Consider the following 18,738-nt stretch of genomic DNA (forward strand, 5'->3'; position numbering starts at 1 on the left):
TCGAGCCATAGCTTGGCCATGCATGCCGCCCAAAACCGGTTCGCGGCTTTGGCGCAACGACATGCATGGAAACAAGACCATACCAAGGGCACGCCGCGCCTGTGCATTCAGACGCGGCGTACTCCAGGCAACAGGAGCATCGCGATGGCCGGCACGGTCGAGGGTGAAAAAATCGACGTCGGGTTTTCCGGCAAGCGCTGCATCCACTCGCGCAATTGCGTGCTCGGCGACCCGCATGTCTTTGTGCCCAATGCGCCGGGCCAATGGATCCATCCCGATGCGGCCAGCGTCGAGAAGATCGTCGCGCTGGCCGAGAACTGCCCCTCGGGCGCCATCACCTATGCGCGCAAGGATGGCGGCCCGCGGGAAAAGCCGCCCGTGGTCAACACCGTGCGGCTGCGCGAAAACGGCCCGCTGGCGGTGTATGCCGAGATCGTGCTTGGTGCCGAGACGTTTTTCCGCGCCACACTTTGCCGCTGCGGCGCCTCGCAGAACAAGCCGTTCTGCGACAACAGCCATATCAAGGCGGGCTTTGCCGCCACCGGAGAACCGGCGCTGAAGGACACGCCGGCGCTGGAGGTCCGCGACGGCCCGCTGCGGGCGATGCCGACCACGAACGGCCCGCTCAAGCTCGAAGGCAATGTCGAGATCGTTACCGGCACCGGCCACACGGTCGACCGCACCACGAAGGTCTTCCTGTGCCGCTGCGGCCACTCGGCCAACAAGCCGTTCTGCGACGGCAGCCATAAGAAGGTTGGGTTCGTGGGATAGGTGGGTAGCCAATCTCCCTCTCGGGGGGAGATGTCCCGCGGGACAGAGGGGGCGCCTCTTGCCAACCTTTCAATATGTTCTCCACCGCGCCAGTGCCGCGTCCCTTGGCCCATCTCTCCCGGCTTTATCCGCAAGCCGGTATCGGCTAAGGGCAGGCAACCAAACAATCTGCCCGGACTTTCGCCCAAAATGACCGCCAAGACCAAGCCCGCCCCTCTCTTCCTCGGCATCGACACCGGTGGCACCTACACCGATGCCGTGTTGTGGTCCGAGACCGAAGGTCCGCGGGAGGGGCCGAACAAGGGCAAGGTGCTGGCCAAGGCCAAGGCGCTGACCACGCGGCATGATCTGGCCGTCGGCATTTCGGGCGCCGTCGATGCGGTCCTGGAAAAGGCGGGCACCAATCCGGCCGACATCAAACTGGTCTCGATGTCGACGACGCTCGCCACCAATGCGCTGGTCGAGGGCCAGGGCGGCCGCGTGGCGCTGGTCATGATCGGCTTTTCCGAGGCCGATCTTGCCCGCGACGGTTTGAAGACGGCACTCGGCACCGACCCGGTGGTGTTTTGTGCGGGCGGCCATGATGTGCACGGCAGCGCCGCCAAGCTCGACCTGTCCGGATTGGAGGCGATGCTGCCGGAACTCGGCGTGTCGGTGTCCGGCTTTGCCGTATGTGCCTATTTCGCCACCCGCAACCCGGCGCACGAGATCGCCGCCCGCGAGCTGATCCGCGACAGGACCGGCCTGCCGGTCACGGCGAGCCATGAGCTATCGGCCAAGCTCGGCGGTCCGCGCCGGGCGCTCACGACGCTGCTCAATGCCAGGCTGATCTCGATGATCGACCGGCTGGTGGCGGCGACCGAGGGGTTCCTTCAGGCCCGCAACATCGCCGCTCCTTTGATGGTGGTGCGCGGCGATGGCGCACTGGTTTCGGCGGCGTTTGCCCGCCAGCGGCCGATCGAGACGATCCTCTCCGGTCCCGCCGCCAGCCTGGTCGGCGCCCGCCACATGACCGGGTTCGACAACGCGGTGGTCTCCGACATTGGCGGCACCACCACCGACGTGGCGGTCCTCGATGGCGGCCGGCCGCGGCTCGATCCGGAAGGCGCCACCGTCGGTGGTTTCCGCACCATGGTCGAGGCGGTCGCGATGCGCACTTTCGGCCTCGGCGGCGATTCCGAAGTGATGCTGGAGGATGGCGCGCTCAATCCGAAAATTCTGCTCGGGCCGCGCCGCCTGGTGCCGCTGGCGCTGTCCGGCATGGCGCATGGCGAGGCGGTGACCGCGGAACTCGAACGCCAGTTGCGCGCGCCCAACACAGGCCGCATGGACGGCCGCTTCGCGGTCCGCACCGGCGTGCCGGACAGGCTCGCCGCGGGGCTGACCGCCCCGGAGGCAAAGCTCTACGAAGCACTCGGCGCGACGCCGCTTGCCCTCGACAGGCTGCTGACCTCGAATGCCCAGAATGCCACGCTGAACCGCCTGGTCTCGCGCGGGCTGGTGCATATCTCGGGCTTCACCCCGTCGGACGCCGCGCACGTGCTTTGCAAACAGGCGAACTGGGATGCCGCCGCCGCCCGGCTTGGCGCCGAACTGTTCGCCCGCAGGCGCGATGGCCGGGGCCAGGCGATCGCGGCCTCCGCGGAAGCGATCTCGGAACGGGTGCTCTTGACCCTGACGCGCTGGTCGGCCGAATACATCCTGGAGACCGCTTTTGCCGAGGACGGGCTCGACGGCGCGGCGACGGTGGCGCATGCGCTGGTGCAGCGCGCCGTCGATGCCCACCCCGGCATCGCCCGCCTCAGCGTCGCGCTCGACCGGCCGGTCATTGGGCTCGGCGCTTCGGCGCCGCTGCACTATGCCGGCCTGGCGCCCTTGGTCGGCAATGACTGCGTCGTGCCCCGGGATACCGACGTCGCCAACGCGCTTGGCGCCGTCGTCGGCCAGGTCAGGGTTTCGGCGGAGGCCCGCGTCAGCCAGCCCACGGAAGGCCTGTTCCGGCTTGCCTCGGGTGAGACGGTGCGCGATTTCCTCGACGAGACGGCGGCGATCGCGGCCGCCGAGGCCGATGTGCGGGCGATTGTCGCCCAGCGGGCTCTTGATGCCGGCACCGACAGTGCCGAGATCGACGTGGCGACGGAGTTCCGGGTCTCGACTGTCGAAGCGCAGCGCATGTTCATCGAAGCGCATATCGTGGCGGTGGCCTCGGGCAGGCCGAGGATAGCGGTGTGAGGAGAAGAGCCATCTCCCCCTCGTCGGGAAGATTGGCTAACCGCCCAAAATGCCCCACCTTCACCCTAAGCTGAATTGACCCTGCACCCCCTGACANGTCGGGAAGATTGGCTAACCGCCCAAAATGCCCCACCTTCACCCTAAGCTGAATTGACCCTGCACCCCCTGACATGCCAAACGCCCCGCAACGCCTTTCATCTGGAGTAGCCTGATGACCGATCGCATCGAGATCGCCGGATTGCGCATTGCCCGCGAGCTGCATGACTTCGTCGTCGACCAGGCTTTGCCCGGCCTCGGCATCGAAGCGGCGCGTTTCTGGGACGGGTTCTCGGTCATCATCCATGATCTGGCACCCAAGAACCGGGCGCTGCTGGCAAAACGCGATGCCATGCAGGAAAAGCTCGATGGTTGGTATCGCGACAATGGCGCGCCCATCGACATGGACGCCTACAAGGCGTTCCTGAAGGTGATCGGTTATCTCGTGCCGGAAGGGCCGGCCTTCAGCGTCTCGACCGACAATGTCGACCCGGAAATCGCGGTCGTGGCCGGACCGCAGCTGGTGGTGCCGGTGATGAACGCGCGCTATGCGCTCAACGCCGCCAATGCACGCTGGGGCTCGCTCTATGACGCGCTCTATGGCACGGACGCCATCCCCGAAACGGATGGCGCCGAGAAGCGCAAGGGCTTCAACCCGGCGCGCGGCGCCAAGGTCATCGCCTGGGCCAAGGATTTTCTCGACCAGTCCGTGCCGCTCACCTCCGCAAAATGGGCAGGGGTCAACGGCCTGTCGGTCGCCAACGGCGCCCTGAAGCTCAGCGCCGGCGCCGGCTCGACGACGCTGGCCGATCCCAGGCAATTCGTCGGCTATCGCGGCGACGCCGCCAATCCGCAAGCCGTGCTCCTGGTGAAAAACGGGCTGCATGTCGAGATCGTCATCGACCGCGACAACCAGATCGGCCGCACCGATCCGGCTGGCATTGCCGACGTCATCCTGGAATCGGCGCTGACCACCATCCAGGACTGCGAGGATTCGGTCGCGGCCGTGGATGCCGAGGACAAGGTCGTCGTCTACCGCAATTGGCTCGGCCTGATGAAGGGCGATCTCGCCGAAGAAATCAGCAAGGGCGGCAAGAGTTTCGTCCGCAAGCTCAACCCCGACCGCGCCTACATCGCCCCAGCCGGCGGCACGGTGACCGTGCCTGGCCGCTCGTTGATGCTGGTGCGCAATGTCGGCCACCTGATGACCAATCCAGCGATCCTGGACCGCGACGGCAACGAGGTGCCGGAAGGCATCATGGACGCGGCGATGACGGCCCTGATCGCGCTGCACGATGTCGGGCCGAAAGGACGGCGGATGAACTCCCGCGCCGGCTCGATGTATGTCGTGAAACCCAAGATGCATGGCCCGGAGGAGGTCGCCTTCGCCGTCGAGATGTTCGACCGTGTCGAAGCCCTGCTCGGCATGGCCCAGAACACCATCAAGATGGGCATCATGGACGAGGAGCGGCGCACCACAATCAACCTCAAGGAAGCGATCCGCGCCGCAAAGGAGCGCGTGGTGTTCATCAACACCGGCTTCCTCGACCGCACCGGCGACGAGATCCACACCTCGATGGAAGCCGGCCCGATGATCCGCAAGGGTGACATGAAGCAGGCCGCCTGGATTTCCGCATATGAGGCCTGGAACGTCGACACGGGCTTGGAATGCGGGCTCGCCGGTCATGCCCAGATCGGCAAGGGCATGTGGGCGATGCCCGATTTGATGGCCGCGATGCTGGCCGAGAAGATCGCCCACCCCAGGGCCGGCGCCAACACCGCCTGGGTACCGTCGCCAACGGCGGCGACGCTGCACGCCACGCACTATCACAAGGTCGATGTCCATGCGGTTCAGGCCGCGCTGAGGACCCGCCCGAAGGCGAAGCTCGACGACGTATTGTCGGTGCCGGTGGCCGTGCGGCCCAACTGGACGCCCGACGAGATCCAGCGCGAACTCGACAACAACGCGCAAGGCATTCTGGGCTATGTCGTGCGCTGGATCGACCAGGGCGTCGGCTGCTCCAAGGTTCCCGACATCAACGATGTCGGGCTGATGGAAGACCGCGCCACGCTGCGCATCTCCTCGCAGCACATCGCCAACTGGCTGCGCCATAAGGTCTGCTCGGAAATCCAGGTGATGGATTCCTTGCGGCGCATGGCGGCAATCGTCGATCTGCAGAACGTCGGCGACCCGCTCTACCGGCCGATGGCCGCCGACTTCGAAAAGTCGATCGCCTTCCAGGCCGCCTGCGACCTGGTGTTCAAGGGAACAAGCCAGCCCAACGGCTACACCGAGCCGGTGCTGCACAAGCGGCGGCTGGAGCTGAAGGCCCATCAAGGGTAGGACGATGTCGCGTTGAAAGGGTTTGGAGCGCCGACTGGATGTCGCCGGTCCGCGTCGGCGAAGACGGCGGCGTCAGCCCAGCGGCAATGTCGTGCCGAAGGCGGCAGGCTCTTATGGCTGGATACGGTTCCTTTGCTTTTTTCAGCTAGTGTTGGCTGGAAGGCTGCGGAGCATTGGCATGGCCAACACGATGGCGATCGAAAAGAAACTGTTGAATTCCGTCCATGACCGGGCGGTTTTCCAGCGCCGCGTGCGCATCCTGTGTCAGCGGCTGGCCGACGAACTGGGCCCGGCCGGCACCGTTCTCGATCTTGGCTGCGGCGACGGCTCCATCGCCAAGGCGATCATGGAAAAAAAGCCGGGGCTGACGTTTCGCGGCATTGACGTGCTGATCAGGCCGCAAACCCATATCCCGGTCGAACTGTTCGATGGCGGCACCATTCCCGCCGCGAATGGCTCCTATGACTGGGTGACGATCGTCGATGTACTGCATCATGCCGACCACCCGGGCCATCTCGTGCGCGAGGCGGCCCGCGTGGCGCGCAAGGGCGTTGTCATCAAGGATCACCTGCGCGAAGGCTTCGCGGCCTACCAGACGCTTCGTTTCATGGATTGGGTGGGCAACAAGGGGCACAATGTCCGCCTGCCTTACAACTATCTCTCCAAGGCGGAGTGGGACGCCGTTTTTGCCGCCGCGGGTATCACACCCCGCACCTGGCGTGAGAAGCTGTCGCTCTATCCGTTCCCGGCCAGCGTGTTTTTCGACCGTCGCCTGCATTTCATCTCGACCTTGCGATAGGCAAGGCGGACCGGCTGTTGACAGCTTCATTGACGGGCGCCGTGAAGGTGGGGTGCATGCGTGTGCTGCCGCGGGCAGGCCCTACGCCGCCTGCGCCACGCGCTCCGAACTCATGCGATAGGAAATTGCTTCGGCCAGATGGATGCGGCCGACAGCTTCGCTGGCGTCGAGATCGGCGAGCGTGCGCGCCACTTTGAGCACCCGGTGGTAGGCCCGCGCCGAAAAGGCGAGTTTTTCGCTGGCATCCTTGAGCAGCGACAGGCCGGCGGCGTCCGGCATGGCGATCGTTTCGATGACGGCTGGAGAACAATGCGCGTTGGTGGTGGCGCTGTTGACGCCGAGCCGCTCGAAACGCTCACGCTGAATGGTGCGGGCACGCGCCACCCGCAGCGCCACGTCGGCGCTCTTTTCCGCCCGGTCGGGCCGGATCAGGTCGCTGGCCGAGACCGCCGGCACTTCGATCCTGAGATCGATGCGGTCGAGCAGCGGACCTGAAATACGCGCCTGGTAATCGGTGCGGCAACGGTCGCCGCGCAGGCAGCGATAACCCGGTTCGCCGGCCATGCCGCAGCGGCACGGGTTCATTGCCGCCACTAGCTGGATGCGGGCCGGATAGGTGACGCGATGGTTGGCCCGTGCGATCATGCAGTCGCCGGTTTCAAGCGGCTGGCGCAGCGCATCGAGCGTCTGCGGCGTGAATTCGGGAAACTCGTCGAGGAACAGCACGCCGTGATGGGCAAGCGACACCTCGCCCGGCCGCGCGCGCAGGCCGCCGCCCACCATCGCCGCCATCGAGGCCGAATGGTGCGGGGCGCGGAACGGCCGCCGGTCGGTCAGCTTGCCTTCGCCGAGTTCGCCGGCCACCGAGGCGATCATCGAGACTTCGAGCAGTTCCTTCGGCGCCAGCGGCGGCAGGATCGACGGCAGGCGCTGCGCCAGCATCGATTTGCCTGAGCCTGGCGGACCGATCATGAGCAGATTGTGCCCGCCGCCGGCCGCCACTTCCAGAGCCCGCTTCGCTGTCTCCTGGCCCTTGATGTCGGCAAGGTCGGGCAGGTCGCGTGCCGCCGCGCGGATGCCGGCCTCCGGGCGCGACAGCACCTGCGTGCCGCGGAAATGATTGGCGATCGCAATCAGGCTGCGCGGCGCGAGAATGTCGAATTCCCGCCCTGCCCAGGCTGCTTCCGGCCCGCAAGCGAAGGGGCAGATCAGCCCTTTGCCTTCGCCATTGGCGCCGATTGCCGCCGGCAAGGCACCGGCAACGGCGGTGATCGTACCGTCGAGCGATAGTTCGCCCAGCACGACATAGCCAGCCAGCATGTCGCCCGGAATAGCGCCAAGGGCCGCCATCAAGCCGAGAGCGATCGGCAGATCGTAGTGGCTGCCTTCCTTCGGCAGATCGGCAGGCGCCAGGTTGACGGTCACCTTCTTCGACGGCATCGACAGGCCCGACGCATGCAATGCCGCCTGCACCCGCTCGCGGCTTTCCGCCACCGCCTTGTCTGGCAGGCCGACGATATGCATGTTGACCTTGCCGGGCGCGATCATCACCTGCACATCGACCGGCACCGCCTCGATGCCCTGGAAAGCGACCGTACGAACCCGCGCCACCATTGTCTGCCCCCGATGCCGGCTCGCCCTTGCCCTTGTGAACGGGCCGCGAGTGACGTCAACGCAAGACAACCACGGATTTCAGGCCAAGGCAAGAACATTACAGGAACAAAAGTAGAGTAGACGCATGGCTCGCGCCCGATCATGACGGCCTCATCGCCAAGAAGGTGTTCCAGCCCTGCTCATTTCTACCGATGCGGAAGCTGTGGCTGAGAAGCTCCATGCAGGCGGCCTCGATGCGCGCCGCGAAGGCGTCCCTACGCCAGTCGACGGTATGGTACTTGCCACCCGTTTCGCCGTCACCATCTCGCATCGAGACGACGAAGGCACCGCCTTGGCGCGACGAACGCGCAATCTTCTCCAGAACATGGTCGATCTGGTCGCGAGGCACATGGATCAGCACGGCGAGCGCCACCACCGCGTCGTAGGGACCGCCAAGCTCGTCGGTGATCACGTCGAGGAGTTCGCCTGCCTTGCCGCGCGCGGCCTGCAGTTCGAGAAAGCGCCGCGTGGCGTCGGTTCGCCGGACCTCGACCCCAAGGCCCTCCAGGAAGTCCGCGTCGCGGCCCGGGCCGGATCCGATTTCCAGGATGCGGCCGCCCGCTCCGGCGATCGCGGCGGCGCGCTCGAGCGCGGCCCTGTCGTTCGGGTGAGGAACATGCCCAACGATCTCGTCATAATGGACCGCATAGTCCTCATACGACTCTATCGTCCGACGGCTTTGGGCCAGAACCTCTGCCGGTATCTTCATCGTGTTCTCCCATCGGTGTGTGTCTGACGGATTTGGTCAAATCGAGAACATCACGCGAACTGGCAGTTTGCGCCGGTTGCAGCCGGGTGGCGTCCGGTTGCAAAAGCGGAACATGGTTAATACAAAATGAAAACGGAAAACAGGGCCGCGAAGCATGATCGCGGAATGGCGGTTGTGCCGCCATTCATCGTCGGGCTCGGTATCTAGCTCTTCGTTTCGTTAGACCGGTGTCACGGCGAGGGATGTGCGGTGACGTTTGGCGTCGCCGCTTTTTTTGGATATTGGCGCAGCCATCAGCACGGTTGTCAGCCTGATAGCGTTGGCCGTTGCCATACTCAACCGGCTGCCTCATTAGGATCTGTGAAAGAGGCTTGCGCCTACTGCCGCTTTTCCTCCACGCAATCCCAGAACAGGCTGGCGATGTCGGCGCCGCCGAAGCGCTTGACCTCGCGCACGCCGGTCGGCGAGGTGACGTTGATCTCGGTCATGTAGTCGCCGATGACGTCGATGCCGACCAGGATGAAGCCGCGCTCTTTCAGCGACGGCCCGATGCGGGCACAGATCTCTCGCTCGCGTGTCGTCAACTCGGTCTTTTCGGCGCGGCCGCCGACATGCATGTTGGAGCGGGAATCGTGCTCGGCCGGCACCCTGTTGATGGCGCCGACCGGCTCGCCGTCGATCAGAATGATGCGTTTGTCGCCCTTGCGCACGTCCTTCAGGTAACGCTGCACGATATAGGGCTCGCGAAACATCTGGCCGAACATTTCGAGCAGCGAGGCGAGATTGCGGTCGGCTTCCAGCATATGGAAGATGCCGGCGCCGCCATTCCCGTAGAGCGGCTTGACGATGAGGTCGCCGAACTCCTTGCGGAAGGCGGCGACTTCGAGCGGATCCTTGGTGATCAGCGTATCCGGCATCAGGTCCGGGAACTCGGTGACGAAAATCTTTTCCGGGCTGTTACGCACCCAGGCCGGGTCGTTGACGACCAGCGTCTTTGGATGGATGCGCTCGAGGATGTGGGTCGTGGTGATGTAGTTCATGTCGAAGGGTGGGTCCTGGCGCAGCAGGACGACGTCCATTTCGGACAAGTCGGTGCGCACCTTTTCGCCCAGCGAATAGTGGCTGCCCTTTTCGTCGCGCACCGTCATCTCCTCGACGCGGGCAAACACCTTGCCGTCGCGCATCGACAGCCGGTCGGGCGTGTAGTGGAACAGCTGATGGCCGCGCCGCTGCGCCTCCAGCGACAGGGCGAACGAGGTGTCGCCGGCGATCGACACGGTGGAGACATGGTCCATCTGGACGGCGATTTTCAACTTCATGGCAGGTCCCCAGCGTAGTCGACGCAAGCGATATAAGCGTCGCGGCGCGTTCTGCCAATCGCGACGTTTTGAACATTGGGATCAGCAAGGCGCGTCTGCCGGTTGCAGACAAGACGAGGACTGACGTCATCGCTTTCTTAAGCCTTGCCGTGCGACGGTAAGCTCCGAATGCAGCGGCCGACCTGACGCAGCGCCGGGCACCCGATGGAACGACGATCATGAACGCGCTCACTGCCGTCCGCGCAGCCTCGACCCAGCAGCTCGAACTCACCATCCTGATGCCATGCCTCAACGAGGCCGAGACGCTCGCCGTCTGCATCGGCAAGGCCAGGGCGTTTCTCGACCAATCCGGCATAGCGGGCGAGGTGCTGATATCAGACAATGGCAGCACCGACGGCTCGCGGGAGATCGCCGCGCAGGGCGGTGCTCGTGTCGTCCCGGTCGCGCAGAAGGGCTATGGCGCGGCGCTTCTGGGCGGCATCGCCGCCGCCAGGGGTCGCTTCATCATCATGGGCGACGCCGATGACAGCTATGATTTCGGTGCACTGGAGGCATTCGTGGCGCGGCTGCGCGGCGGCGCCGATCTGGTCATGGGCAACCGCTTCCGGGGTGGCATAGAGGCTGGCGCCATGCCGCCCCTGCACCGCTATCTCGGCAATCCGGTGCTAAGTTTCGTCGGCCGCCTGTTCTTCCGCATCAAGACCGGGGATTTCCACTGCGGTCTGCGCGGCTTCAACGCGGACAGCATCAGGAAGCTCGATCTGCAGACCACCGGGATGGAATTCGCAAGCGAAATGGTGGTGCGCAGCGCGCTTGCCGGCCTGCGTATCGAGGAAGTGCCGACCACGCTCAAGCCCGACGGCCGCGGCCGGCCGCCGCATCTCAGGACCTGGCGCGACGGCTGGCGGCACCTCAAATTCCTGCTGGTCTACAATCCGCGCTGGATGTTCTTCATTCCAGGCGCGGTGCTTTCAGGCCTCGGCACGCTGTTCGCGGCGCTGCTGGTGTTCGGCCCCTTGCGGGTGGTCGACAATCTTTCGCTCGATCTCAACACCTTCGTCGCCGCCTGTTTCATGATCGTCACCGGCATCCAGCTCATCACCTTCGGTGCCATTTCGCGATACTATGCCGAAATTACCGGCATCCTGCCGCGAAGCCGCGGGTCGGACTGGCTGACCAGGACCATCAGCACCGACCGTCTCGCCGCCAATGCCGGCATTTGCTTTGCCGCCGGCTTCCTGTTCTGCCTCTATGCCGTCATGCGCTGGGCCCATCTCAATTTCGGCCCGCTAACCGATTCCGAAATTCCACGCATCGTCGTGCTCGGGTTGAGCCTGATCGTCATTTCCTTCCAGGCCTTCTTTTCGGCATTCCTGCTCGGTGTCCTGGAAATCCCGGTCAAGCGACTGAAAGCTGGCCTTTCCCAGGAAGCGCCGGCCAGCGAACAGCAATGACCGACGTGCTGCCGGCGCTTGTCCATGCGCGCCCGTTCCGCTTCATGGTGGTGGGCATCGGTGCGGCGGGATTGTTTTTCGCGCTCTCGTGGCTGCTGGTTTCGCTGGGCGTTTCGCCGTTCGCCGGCAGTGCCATCGCTTATGCAACGGCGTTCGTCATTGCTTATCGGGCGCAACGGGGCTGGACGTTCGGTGCGGAACACGATCACAAGGTCGCGTTCCCGCGCTATCTTACGCTGCAAGCCGGATGCGCCGCTTTTGCCGGCCTTGTCTCGCAGGTGGCGGTGACGCATTTCGGCCTGTCGCCCGTCGCCATGTCGGCGCTGGCGACGGCCGTGACAAGCACCATCAGCTATGTGGTCTCGAGACTGTGGGTGTTTCCGGCGCGCGGCCACGGCAAACTCGGGAACACCGTGTAGCGGTTGTCCGTCCGGTCGAGCCAAGACCAGGAGTGGTCCAGCGCCTCCGCGACGCACCGTGCTTTACGCTTTGTGAAGCGAGAGGCACTAGCCTGTAGTCCCGACCATCGGCCGAAAGTCGCTCCATGACCGCTGCCCATGCCGCGATGCCTTCAAAGCACACCGCCCGTCCCTCCTGGCGGGCGGACATGCTGGCGGCGCTCCTCGCGGCCCTGGTGCCGCTCCTGGTCTATGCCATCGCCGGATTTCCACAACTGGCCAACCCGGCGGGCGACAATGACAGCCTGCTGCAGCTGGTCGAAGTCCGCGATCTTCTGGCCGGCCAGGGCTGGTTCGACCTGCACCAGTACAGGATGGGACTGGACGGCGGCTTCGTCATGCATTGGTCGCGGCTGCTCGACGCGCCGCTGGCCCTTGGCGTCCTTGTCATGTCGGCCCTGACAGGCAATGTCGCCCTGGCTGAACAGGTCGTGCAAGTCGCCTGGCCTGCCCTGCTGTTCTGGCTGGCGGTCTTCTTCCTCATCCGCGCCGCGCGCGCTTTCGCCGGCGGCCACGCTGTCCTGCCCGCCGCCGTCGTCGGTGGCGCCGCGCTCTACTACCTCGGCATTTTCTCCCCAGGTTCGCTGGATCATCACAATGTGCAGCTGACGCTGATCCTGGCGAGCCTTGCCTTGCTGCTCGGGGCTCCCTTGCTCCGGCCGGCCGCCTTGCTTTCGGGCATCTGCGCCACGCTGAGCGTGGCCATCGGCATGGAAAGCGCTCCCTACGCCGGCACCCTTGGCGCCGCTGTCGCGCTGCTGTTTCTTGGCGATAGTGCTCGGGAAAGGCTGACCGCGAGGGATTTTGGCCTCGGCGTCGCCGCTGTTTCGGCTCTCGTCTTCGTCGCCACCGTCCCGGCATCCGCATGGACCCAGGCACAGTGCGACACATTTTCGATTGTTCAGTTCGCCGTCGCCGGACTTGCCGGCGCGGGGCTGGCGATCATCGCCTCGTGGAAGGCCGCCAGTGCGACCGTCGCCGGCCGCCTGGCCTCGCTCGGCCTGCTTGGGCTAGCCCTTGCCGCTGTCGTCGTATTCCTGTTCCCGCAATGCCTGGCCTCGCCCTATGCCAACCTCAATCCGCGCCTCAAGGAGATATGGCTCAGCCATATCGATGAGGCGCAGCCGATTTTCCAGATCGTCACCCATGATCCGGCCAGGGCGGTGGCCCGGTTTGCCACCCCGCTGGTGGCCATCATCCTGATGGCGCTCCGTATCGGCCATGGCTGGCGTCGGCAGGACAGCCTTGTCGGCTCGCTGCTGGTGGTGGCGTTCCTGGTCAGCGCCTGGGAAGTTCGCGGCTCGACCTTCTCCATCGCCTTCGCGGTGATCCCGCTTGCGGCATGGATCGCCCGCTGGCGCCAGCGTGCGCAAACCAGTCCGTCCAACGGCGCCGCACTCAGGATGGCCGCGGCCTGGCTGATCTCTGTAAATGCAATCTGGGCAGGCGCTGCCGGGGCGGCGTCTAGTGCTTTCCAAACCGACGCGGCGGCCACCAGTGCCAAGGCCGACGATGCGGCTTGCCTTGGCAAGGCCTCGTTCGCGGCGCTCGGCCGGATGCAGGCCACGACAGTCCTTTCGCTGTCCAACCTCGGCTCACCGATTCTGGCCTTTACCAGTCATCGCGTGCTGGCCGGGCTGTACCACCGCAATGTCACCGGAAATCTGGTTGCACTGGATGCCTGGCTGGGCTCGGAGGCGGACGCCAAAACCGTCATCGAAAGCCGCCATGTCGGCCTTGTCGCGCTCTGCCGTGGCAATGCGGAAAGCCACCTGCTCCTGGCCAGGGCACCGGAGGGGTTCCTCGCCAGGTTGATGAGCGGCGATGTGCCGAACTGGTTGGAGCCGGTGGCACAAACCCGAGGTGCCCCGCTGGAGCTTTATCGCGTCAAACCAAAGGGCTGAAAATCCAAGTGTTTGACGCATCTTTTAGCCGGCTTCACGACGGTGTCGCGGCGAAAGCCGGACCCCATTTTTCGGGATCGTGCTCCGGCCACGAAAATCGGTCAGTGGGATACGTTTCCTAAAGGGTTTGCTGCCAGTCTGGAAATAAATTCCGACGACAAAAGCAGGGACGAACAGGGACACCGATGCAAACTCCGTTTGGCACCGGTCAGGCAAACAGGGAAAGCACGGATCTGGCGTTCACCGATCCGTTGACCGGGCTTGGCAATCATCGCCGCTTCTTCGACAAGGTCGATCGCCTGATCAGCGACCGTTCCGACGATCCCGCGCCCTTCACGGTCGGCATTCTCGACCTCGACGGCTTCAAGCCGATCAACGACCTTTTCGGCCACAAGGCCGGCGACGACATCCTGATCCAGGTGGCGATGCGGCTGCGCGCCTCGATGGACGGCCATTCGACGGTCTGCCGCATCGGCGCCGACGAATTCGCCTTCCTCTACCCGCTGGTGTTCTCTGAGGAGGCGGCGGCGGAAAAATCCCGTATGCTGATCGAGATCCTGTCGGCGCCCTACGATGTCGGCGAGCGCACCGCCAGGCTCTCGGCCTCGGTCGGATGCTCATTGTTCTATTCCGGCGACGAGACTACCGAGATCCTCATCAACAAGGCCGAAACGGCGCTTTACCATGCCAAGCGCTCCGGCCGCGGCCGCGTCGTCGTCTATACCCGCGAGATGGAGGAAGCCGCCAAGCGCGTCACCCGCATCGAGCAGGCGCTGCGCCGCGCCGTCTCGGCCGGCGAGGTGGAGCCGCATTTTCAGCCGATCGTCGATCTCACCACGCGCCGCACGATCGGCTTCGAGACGCTGGCGCGCTGGACAGACCGCGACCTCGGCGCGGTGCCGCCGACCGTCTTCATCCCCATCGCCGAGGAGCGCGGCATCATCGGCCCGCTGTCGCAGCTCGTGCTGCGCAAGGCCACCGAGGCTGCCAGGAGCTGGCCAAAAGACCTGTTCCTGTCCTTCAACCTGTCGCCCTCGCAGCTCGTCGACCAGAACACCGGCCTGCACATANAAAGACCTGTTCCTGTCCTTCAACCTGTCGCCCTCGCAGCTCGTCGACCAGAACACCGGCCTGCACATACTGGCGATCCTCGACCGCACCGGCTTCGATCCGCGCCGGCTGGAGATCGAGATCACCGAGACCGGCCTGATGAACGACCCGGCCTCGGCCGCGCAGATCGTCGAGGATCTGCGCCGCGTCGGCATACGTGTCTCGCTCGACGATTTCGGCACCGGCCAGTCCTCGCTCGGCCGCCTGCGCGAGTTCCATTTCGACAAGCTCAAGATCGACCGCGCCTTCGTCTCCTCCATTCTCGATGACCGGCCGTCCGAACACATCATCCGCGCCATTCTCGCCATGTGCGAAGGGCTTGGCATGGACGTCGTCGCAGAAGGCATCGAAGAGGAAGCGCAGGCCGACCGGCTGGTCCAGTTCGGTTGCGCCGGCGGGCAGGGCTATCTGTTCGGCAAGCCGGCCGATGCCGACGCCACATTGGGCTATCTCCGGGATTCCTTCCGTGGCGCCTTGCGCGCCAAGGCGATCTGAGCGGCAGGTTTCGGCGCTGCCCGCCATGCGGCGATGCCTCCTGGCGGGTCAAGCGCGGGCGCGATCGCCTTTTTGTCAGACATAAGCCCGGAAATCAGTCTTTTCGCCCTTGCCCGCCGGACGTGTCTGGCTAGGATGCGCGCCGGTTGACCCGGAGACGAAAAATCATGATGCCATCGGCGTATTTTGCCGACCTCGAAGGCGCTTCGGTGCTGATCACCGGCGGCGGCTCCGGCATCGGTGCGGCGCTGACCGAAGGGTTCATGCGCCAGGGCGCCAAGGTCGCCTTCATCGACATCGCCGATGCGCCCAGCACGGCGCTTGCCGATCGCATCGAGAAGGAGGTCGGCCATCGTCCGCTCTATCTCAAGACCGATCTGCGCGACGTCGAGGCTTTGCGGGCGTCGGCCGTGAAGGCAGCCGAGGCGCATGGCGACCCCACGGTGCTGGTCAACAACGCCGCCTGGGACGAACGTCATGCCGTCGAGGATGTCACCGTCGAGTTCTGGGACAACAACCTTGCCATCAACCTGCGGCCGCATTTCTTCACCGCGCAGGCCGTGGCACCAGGCATGAAGCGTGCCGGCGGCGGCTCGATCATCAATTTTACCTCGACCTCCTATCTGATCAACCATCCCGACATGCCGGCCTATACCGCCGCCAAGGCGGGCATACTCGGCCTCACCAAGGGTCTGGCCGGCAAGCTTGGCCCCGACCGCATCCGCGTCAACGCCGTCGCGCCCGGCTGGGTGATCACCGAGCGGCAGCAACAGCGCTGGGTCACCGAACAGGCGCTTGCCGCCCATGTCGCCAAGCAGTGCATCAGGGACGTCATGCGGCCGGACGATATGATCGGCACGGTCCTGTTCCTGGCCTCGGATGCCTCGCGCATGCTGACCGCGCAGATGCTGGTCGTCGATGGAGGTTTCCTGTGAGCCCGGAGTTTGCCAGCAGCGTGCCGGCAGTCGCGGCGCTCGATTGGGGCACGACCCGCCTTCGGGCCTGGCTGATCGACGGCGTCGGCAAGGTGCTTGCGGAGCGTCGCGGCGACGATGGCCTGATCACCGCGCGCGAAAAAGGCTTCGCCAACGTTCTGGAGGGCCATCTGGCAGCGATGGGCGCGCCGGAGGAATTGCCCGTCATCATCTGCGGCATGGCCGGCTCGCGCCAGGGTTGGCTGGAGGCACCCTATCTCGGCGTGCCGTCGCCGCTCGGCGCCATTCTCGGCGGCGCCGCTAGGGTGCCCGGGCAGAAGCGCGACATCCGCATTATTCCCGGCCTCGCCCAGCGTCTGGCCGACGCGCCCGATGTCATGCGCGGCGAGGAGACGCAGCTTGCAGGCGCCGGCCTGCCGGCCAAGGGCCGCGAATTGGTCTGCATGCCCGGCACGCATTCGAAATGGGTTCTGGTGGAGGACGGCGCCGTCGCCGGCTTCGGCACCTGGCCGACGGGCGAGCTGTTTTCCGTGCTTGCCGCGCACTCGATCCTGCGCCACTCGCTGGGTGAACATCCGGGCCCGGTTGCTCCAGACAATCCTTTCTTCCGCCGCTGGTGCGAAACAGCGCTAGGCGATGGCGGCGACGTCACCTCTCGGCTGTTTGCCATCCGCGCCGCCGGCCTGCTCCAGGACCTCGAGGCCGATGATGCGGCCGCCTGCCTGTCCGGCTTGCTGATCGGCGGCGAGATCGCTTCTGCCCGGCGCCGGCATGGCGCCGGCGCGATATCGGTCGTGCTGATTGCCTCGGGCGCGCTGGCCGGGCTCTACCAGGCCGCCCTCGGCCTTGCCGGGCTTGGTGTGCGGACAGTCGACGCGGACGAGGCTGTACGCGCCGGTCTCATCGAGGCCGCGCGGGAGAATGGCATGATTACCAGAAGTGGAGCCGCCATATGACCGAGACCGCACCCTTTCCAAAACTCAAGCGCGGCCTGGTCGCCATCCTGCGCGGCCTCAAGGCAAGCGAGGCGATCGCCATCGGCCAGGCATTGTTCGATGCCGGCATCGAGGCCATCGAGGTGCCGCTCAATTCGCCCCAGCCGTTTTCGTCGATCGCCAGGCTTGTTCAAGTGCTGCCGAAGACAGCTTTGGTCGGCGCCGGCACGGTGCTGACAGCGGCCGACGTCGACAGTCTTCACGCGGCCGGCGGACGACTGCTGGTCAGCCCCAACATCGATGCCGAGGTGATGGGCCGCGCCGCGCGTTACGGCATGGTCACCATGCCTGGCGTGTTCACCCCGACCGAAGCCTTCCAGGCGATCCGGCTCGGCGCCTCGGCGCTGAAATTCTTTCCGGCCAGCGTGCTCGGCGCATCGGGCATTTCCGCGATCCGGGCGGTGCTGCCGGCGCAGACGCTGGTCGGCGCGGTCGGCGGTGTTTCGGAAAAGGACTTTGCCGGGTACAAGGCGGTTGGCGTGACGGTCTTCGGGCTTGGCTCCAGCCTGTTCAAGCCAGGCATGAGCGTCGATGATGTGGCGGCGCGCGCCTACGCAGCCGTCACTGCCTGGGATGAGGTATTCGGAGAAGCATGATGAGTGAACCGATCGTTGCCGTCTTTTCCGATCATGTCTGTCAGCTCGGCGAAGGGCCAAGTTACGATCCCGGCACGGATGCGCTGTTCTGGTTCGACATTGTCAACAGCCAGCTCATGGAAAAGCCCTTGGCGGGCGGTGCGCTGAAAATCCACGAGCTTGGCCAGATGGCAAGCGCGATCGCGATCATCGATGACAAGCGACAGCTGATCGCCACCGAAACCGGGCTTTTTGTCCGCGACGTCGCCACCGGCGCAATGACGCTGCACACCGCCATCGAGGCCGACAACCCGGTCACCCGTTCCAACGATTCCCGCGTCCATCCCTGCGGTGCCTTGTGGGTCGGTACCATGGGCAAGGGCGAGGAGAAGGGCGCGGGCTCGATTTACTGGTTTTTCAAAGGCGAACTGCGCCGCCTGTTTTCGGATATTACCGTGTCCAACTCGATCTGCTTTTCATCCGACGGCGCGCTTGCCCACTACACCGACACCTCGACCGGATTGCTGATGCGCGTTGCCTGCGATCCCGCGACCGGCCTGCCCGTCGGCGAGCCGAAGATCTTCGTCGATCACCGCTCAGCCAAGGGCTATATCGACGGTTCGGTGCTCGACCGCGACGGCATCCTGTGGAACGCCGTCTGGGGTGGCAGCGTCCTCGAGGCCTATGGGCCGGACGGCAAGCTCGTCCGCACGGTCGCCATGCCGGTGACGCAGCCATCCTGTCCGGCCTTCGTCGGCAGGAATGCCGATCGGCTGGCCGTGACCTCGGCCTGGTCGGGCAAGAATGAAAAGCAGCGTCTGCTCGACCTGCAGGGCGGCATGACCTTCCTGATCGATATTCCTGTCAATGGCCGCCTGGAACCGCGCGTCCTGATCGCCTGACTTTGCGGGGCCACGGGGCCACGGTTCTCAATCCCGGCGCTGTCACG

At 65.2% G+C, this 18,738-nt stretch carries 14 protein-coding genes and 1 pseudogene; 12 read left to right on the forward strand and 3 right to left on the reverse strand.

What is annotated here, in order from left to right; genetic code table 11:
- The first annotated feature begins 144 nt into the window (after positions 1–144).
- The 4 genes from X742_RS156580 (at position 145) to X742_RS156565 (ending at position 6,182) form a co-directional block, all read left to right on the forward strand.
- Positions 145–771 (forward strand): CDGSH iron-sulfur domain-containing protein, encoded by a 627-nt coding sequence (locus X742_RS156580; RefSeq protein WP_023772051.1) that lies wholly within the window; start codon positions 145–147, stop codon positions 769–771.
- 189 nt (positions 772–960) lie between these two features.
- Positions 961–3,003: a hydantoinase/oxoprolinase family protein gene (locus X742_RS156575; protein WP_023772052.1), complete on the forward strand. Its 2,043-nt coding sequence runs from the start codon at positions 961–963 to the stop codon at positions 3,001–3,003.
- Positions 3,004–3,214: 211 nt separating this feature from the next.
- Complete coding sequence (locus X742_RS156570; RefSeq protein WP_023772053.1) at positions 3,215–5,383, forward strand: malate synthase G; 2,169 nt, start codon at positions 3,215–3,217, stop codon at positions 5,381–5,383.
- A gap of 178 nt (positions 5,384–5,561) precedes the next feature.
- Positions 5,562–6,182 carry a class I SAM-dependent methyltransferase gene (locus tag X742_RS156565; protein ID WP_023772054.1) on the forward strand — a complete coding sequence of 207 codons (621 nt, stop codon included), beginning with the start codon at positions 5,562–5,564 and terminating at the stop codon, positions 6,180–6,182.
- 81 nt (positions 6,183–6,263) lie between these two features.
- Here X742_RS156565 and X742_RS156560 read toward each other — a convergent pair whose 3' ends face one another.
- The 3 genes from X742_RS156560 to gshB all read right to left on the reverse strand — a co-directional run bounded on the left by X742_RS156560 (position 6,264) and on the right by gshB (position 9,863).
- Entirely contained in the window at positions 6,264–7,796 is a 1,533-nt protein-coding gene (locus X742_RS156560) for a YifB family Mg chelatase-like AAA ATPase (RefSeq protein ID WP_023772055.1), read from the reverse strand.
- 139 nt (positions 7,797–7,935) lie between these two features.
- The gene (locus X742_RS156555) at positions 7,936–8,544 is read right to left on the reverse strand and encodes a class I SAM-dependent methyltransferase (RefSeq protein WP_023772056.1); all 609 of its coding nucleotides are present in this window, start codon (positions 8,542–8,544) and stop codon (positions 7,936–7,938) included.
- Between the two features lie 377 nt (positions 8,545–8,921).
- A complete protein-coding gene (gene gshB, locus X742_RS156550; RefSeq protein ID WP_023772057.1) occupies positions 8,922–9,863 on the reverse strand; it encodes a glutathione synthase in 942 nt (313 codons plus the stop codon).
- A 218-nt stretch (positions 9,864–10,081) separates the two neighbouring features.
- Between gshB and X742_RS156545 the strand changes: the two genes are divergently transcribed.
- From X742_RS156545 to X742_RS156515, 8 genes and pseudogenes are all read left to right on the forward strand, one after another.
- Positions 10,082–11,317 carry a glycosyltransferase family 2 protein gene (locus X742_RS156545; protein WP_023772058.1) on the forward strand — a complete coding sequence of 412 codons (1,236 nt, stop codon included), beginning with the start codon at positions 10,082–10,084 and terminating at the stop codon, positions 11,315–11,317.
- Positions 11,314–11,736, forward strand: coding sequence for a GtrA family protein (locus X742_RS156540; protein ID WP_023772059.1), 423 nt, complete (start codon positions 11,314–11,316; stop codon positions 11,734–11,736). Before X742_RS156545 ends, X742_RS156540 begins: the two co-directional genes overlap by 4 nt.
- Positions 11,737–11,861: 125 nt before the next feature.
- A complete protein-coding gene (locus tag X742_RS156535; RefSeq protein WP_023772060.1) occupies positions 11,862–13,679 on the forward strand; it encodes a hypothetical protein in 1,818 nt (605 codons plus the stop codon).
- A gap of 185 nt (positions 13,680–13,864) precedes the next feature.
- A pseudogene (locus X742_RS01000000170055) lies at positions 13,865–15,284 on the forward strand (EAL domain-containing protein).
- Positions 15,285–15,451: 167 nt separating this feature from the next.
- A complete protein-coding gene (locus X742_RS156530; protein WP_023772061.1) occupies positions 15,452–16,219 on the forward strand; it encodes an SDR family oxidoreductase in 768 nt (255 codons plus the stop codon).
- The gene (locus tag X742_RS156525) at positions 16,216–17,175 is read left to right on the forward strand and encodes a 2-dehydro-3-deoxygalactonokinase (RefSeq protein WP_023772062.1); all 960 of its coding nucleotides are present in this window, start codon (positions 16,216–16,218) and stop codon (positions 17,173–17,175) included. Before X742_RS156530 ends, X742_RS156525 begins: the two co-directional genes overlap by 4 nt.
- A complete protein-coding gene (locus X742_RS156520; protein ID WP_023772063.1) occupies positions 17,172–17,810 on the forward strand; it encodes a 2-dehydro-3-deoxy-6-phosphogalactonate aldolase in 639 nt (212 codons plus the stop codon). The genes X742_RS156525 and X742_RS156520 overlap by 4 nt, the downstream gene beginning before the upstream one ends.
- Positions 17,810–18,691, forward strand: a complete 882-nt coding sequence (locus X742_RS156515; RefSeq protein ID WP_023772064.1) for an SMP-30/gluconolactonase/LRE family protein — start codon at positions 17,810–17,812, stop codon at positions 18,689–18,691. The genes X742_RS156520 and X742_RS156515 overlap by 1 nt, the downstream gene beginning before the upstream one ends.
- Positions 18,692–18,738: the final 47 nt, after the last annotated feature.

This window comes from Mesorhizobium sp. LNHC229A00 (assembly GCF_000502415.1).
Classification (GTDB): Bacteria; Pseudomonadota; Alphaproteobacteria; order Rhizobiales; family Rhizobiaceae; genus Mesorhizobium.

Bases quoted from the DNA above. Each gene is read 5' to 3' on its own strand.
- X742_RS156580 (WP_023772051.1), top strand. From the start codon at position 145: ATGGCCGGCACGGTCGAGGGTGAAAAAATCGACGTCGGGTTTTCCGGC.
- X742_RS156575 (WP_023772052.1), top strand. From the start codon at position 961: ATGACCGCCAAGACCAAGCCCGCCCCTCTCTTCCTCGGCATCGACACC.
- X742_RS156570 (WP_023772053.1), top strand. From the start codon at position 3,215: ATGACCGATCGCATCGAGATCGCCGGATTGCGCATTGCCCGCGAGCTG.
- X742_RS156565 (WP_023772054.1), top strand. From the start codon at position 5,562: ATGGCCAACACGATGGCGATCGAAAAGAAACTGTTGAATTCCGTCCAT.
- X742_RS156560 (WP_023772055.1), bottom strand. From the start codon at position 7,796: ATGGTGGCGCGGGTTCGTACGGTCGCTTTCCAGGGCATCGAGGCGGTG.
- X742_RS156555 (WP_023772056.1), bottom strand. From the start codon at position 8,544: ATGAAGATACCGGCAGAGGTTCTGGCCCAAAGCCGTCGGACGATAGAG.
- gshB (WP_023772057.1), bottom strand. From the start codon at position 9,863: ATGAAGTTGAAAATCGCCGTCCAGATGGACCATGTCTCCACCGTGTCG.
- X742_RS156545 (WP_023772058.1), top strand. From the start codon at position 10,082: ATGAACGCGCTCACTGCCGTCCGCGCAGCCTCGACCCAGCAGCTCGAA.
- X742_RS156540 (WP_023772059.1), top strand. From the start codon at position 11,314: ATGACCGACGTGCTGCCGGCGCTTGTCCATGCGCGCCCGTTCCGCTTC.
- X742_RS156535 (WP_023772060.1), top strand. From the start codon at position 11,862: ATGACCGCTGCCCATGCCGCGATGCCTTCAAAGCACACCGCCCGTCCC.
- X742_RS156530 (WP_023772061.1), top strand. From the start codon at position 15,452: ATGATGCCATCGGCGTATTTTGCCGACCTCGAAGGCGCTTCGGTGCTG.
- X742_RS156520 (WP_023772063.1), top strand. From the start codon at position 17,172: ATGACCGAGACCGCACCCTTTCCAAAACTCAAGCGCGGCCTGGTCGCC.
- X742_RS156515 (WP_023772064.1), top strand. From the start codon at position 17,810: ATGAGTGAACCGATCGTTGCCGTCTTTTCCGATCATGTCTGTCAGCTC.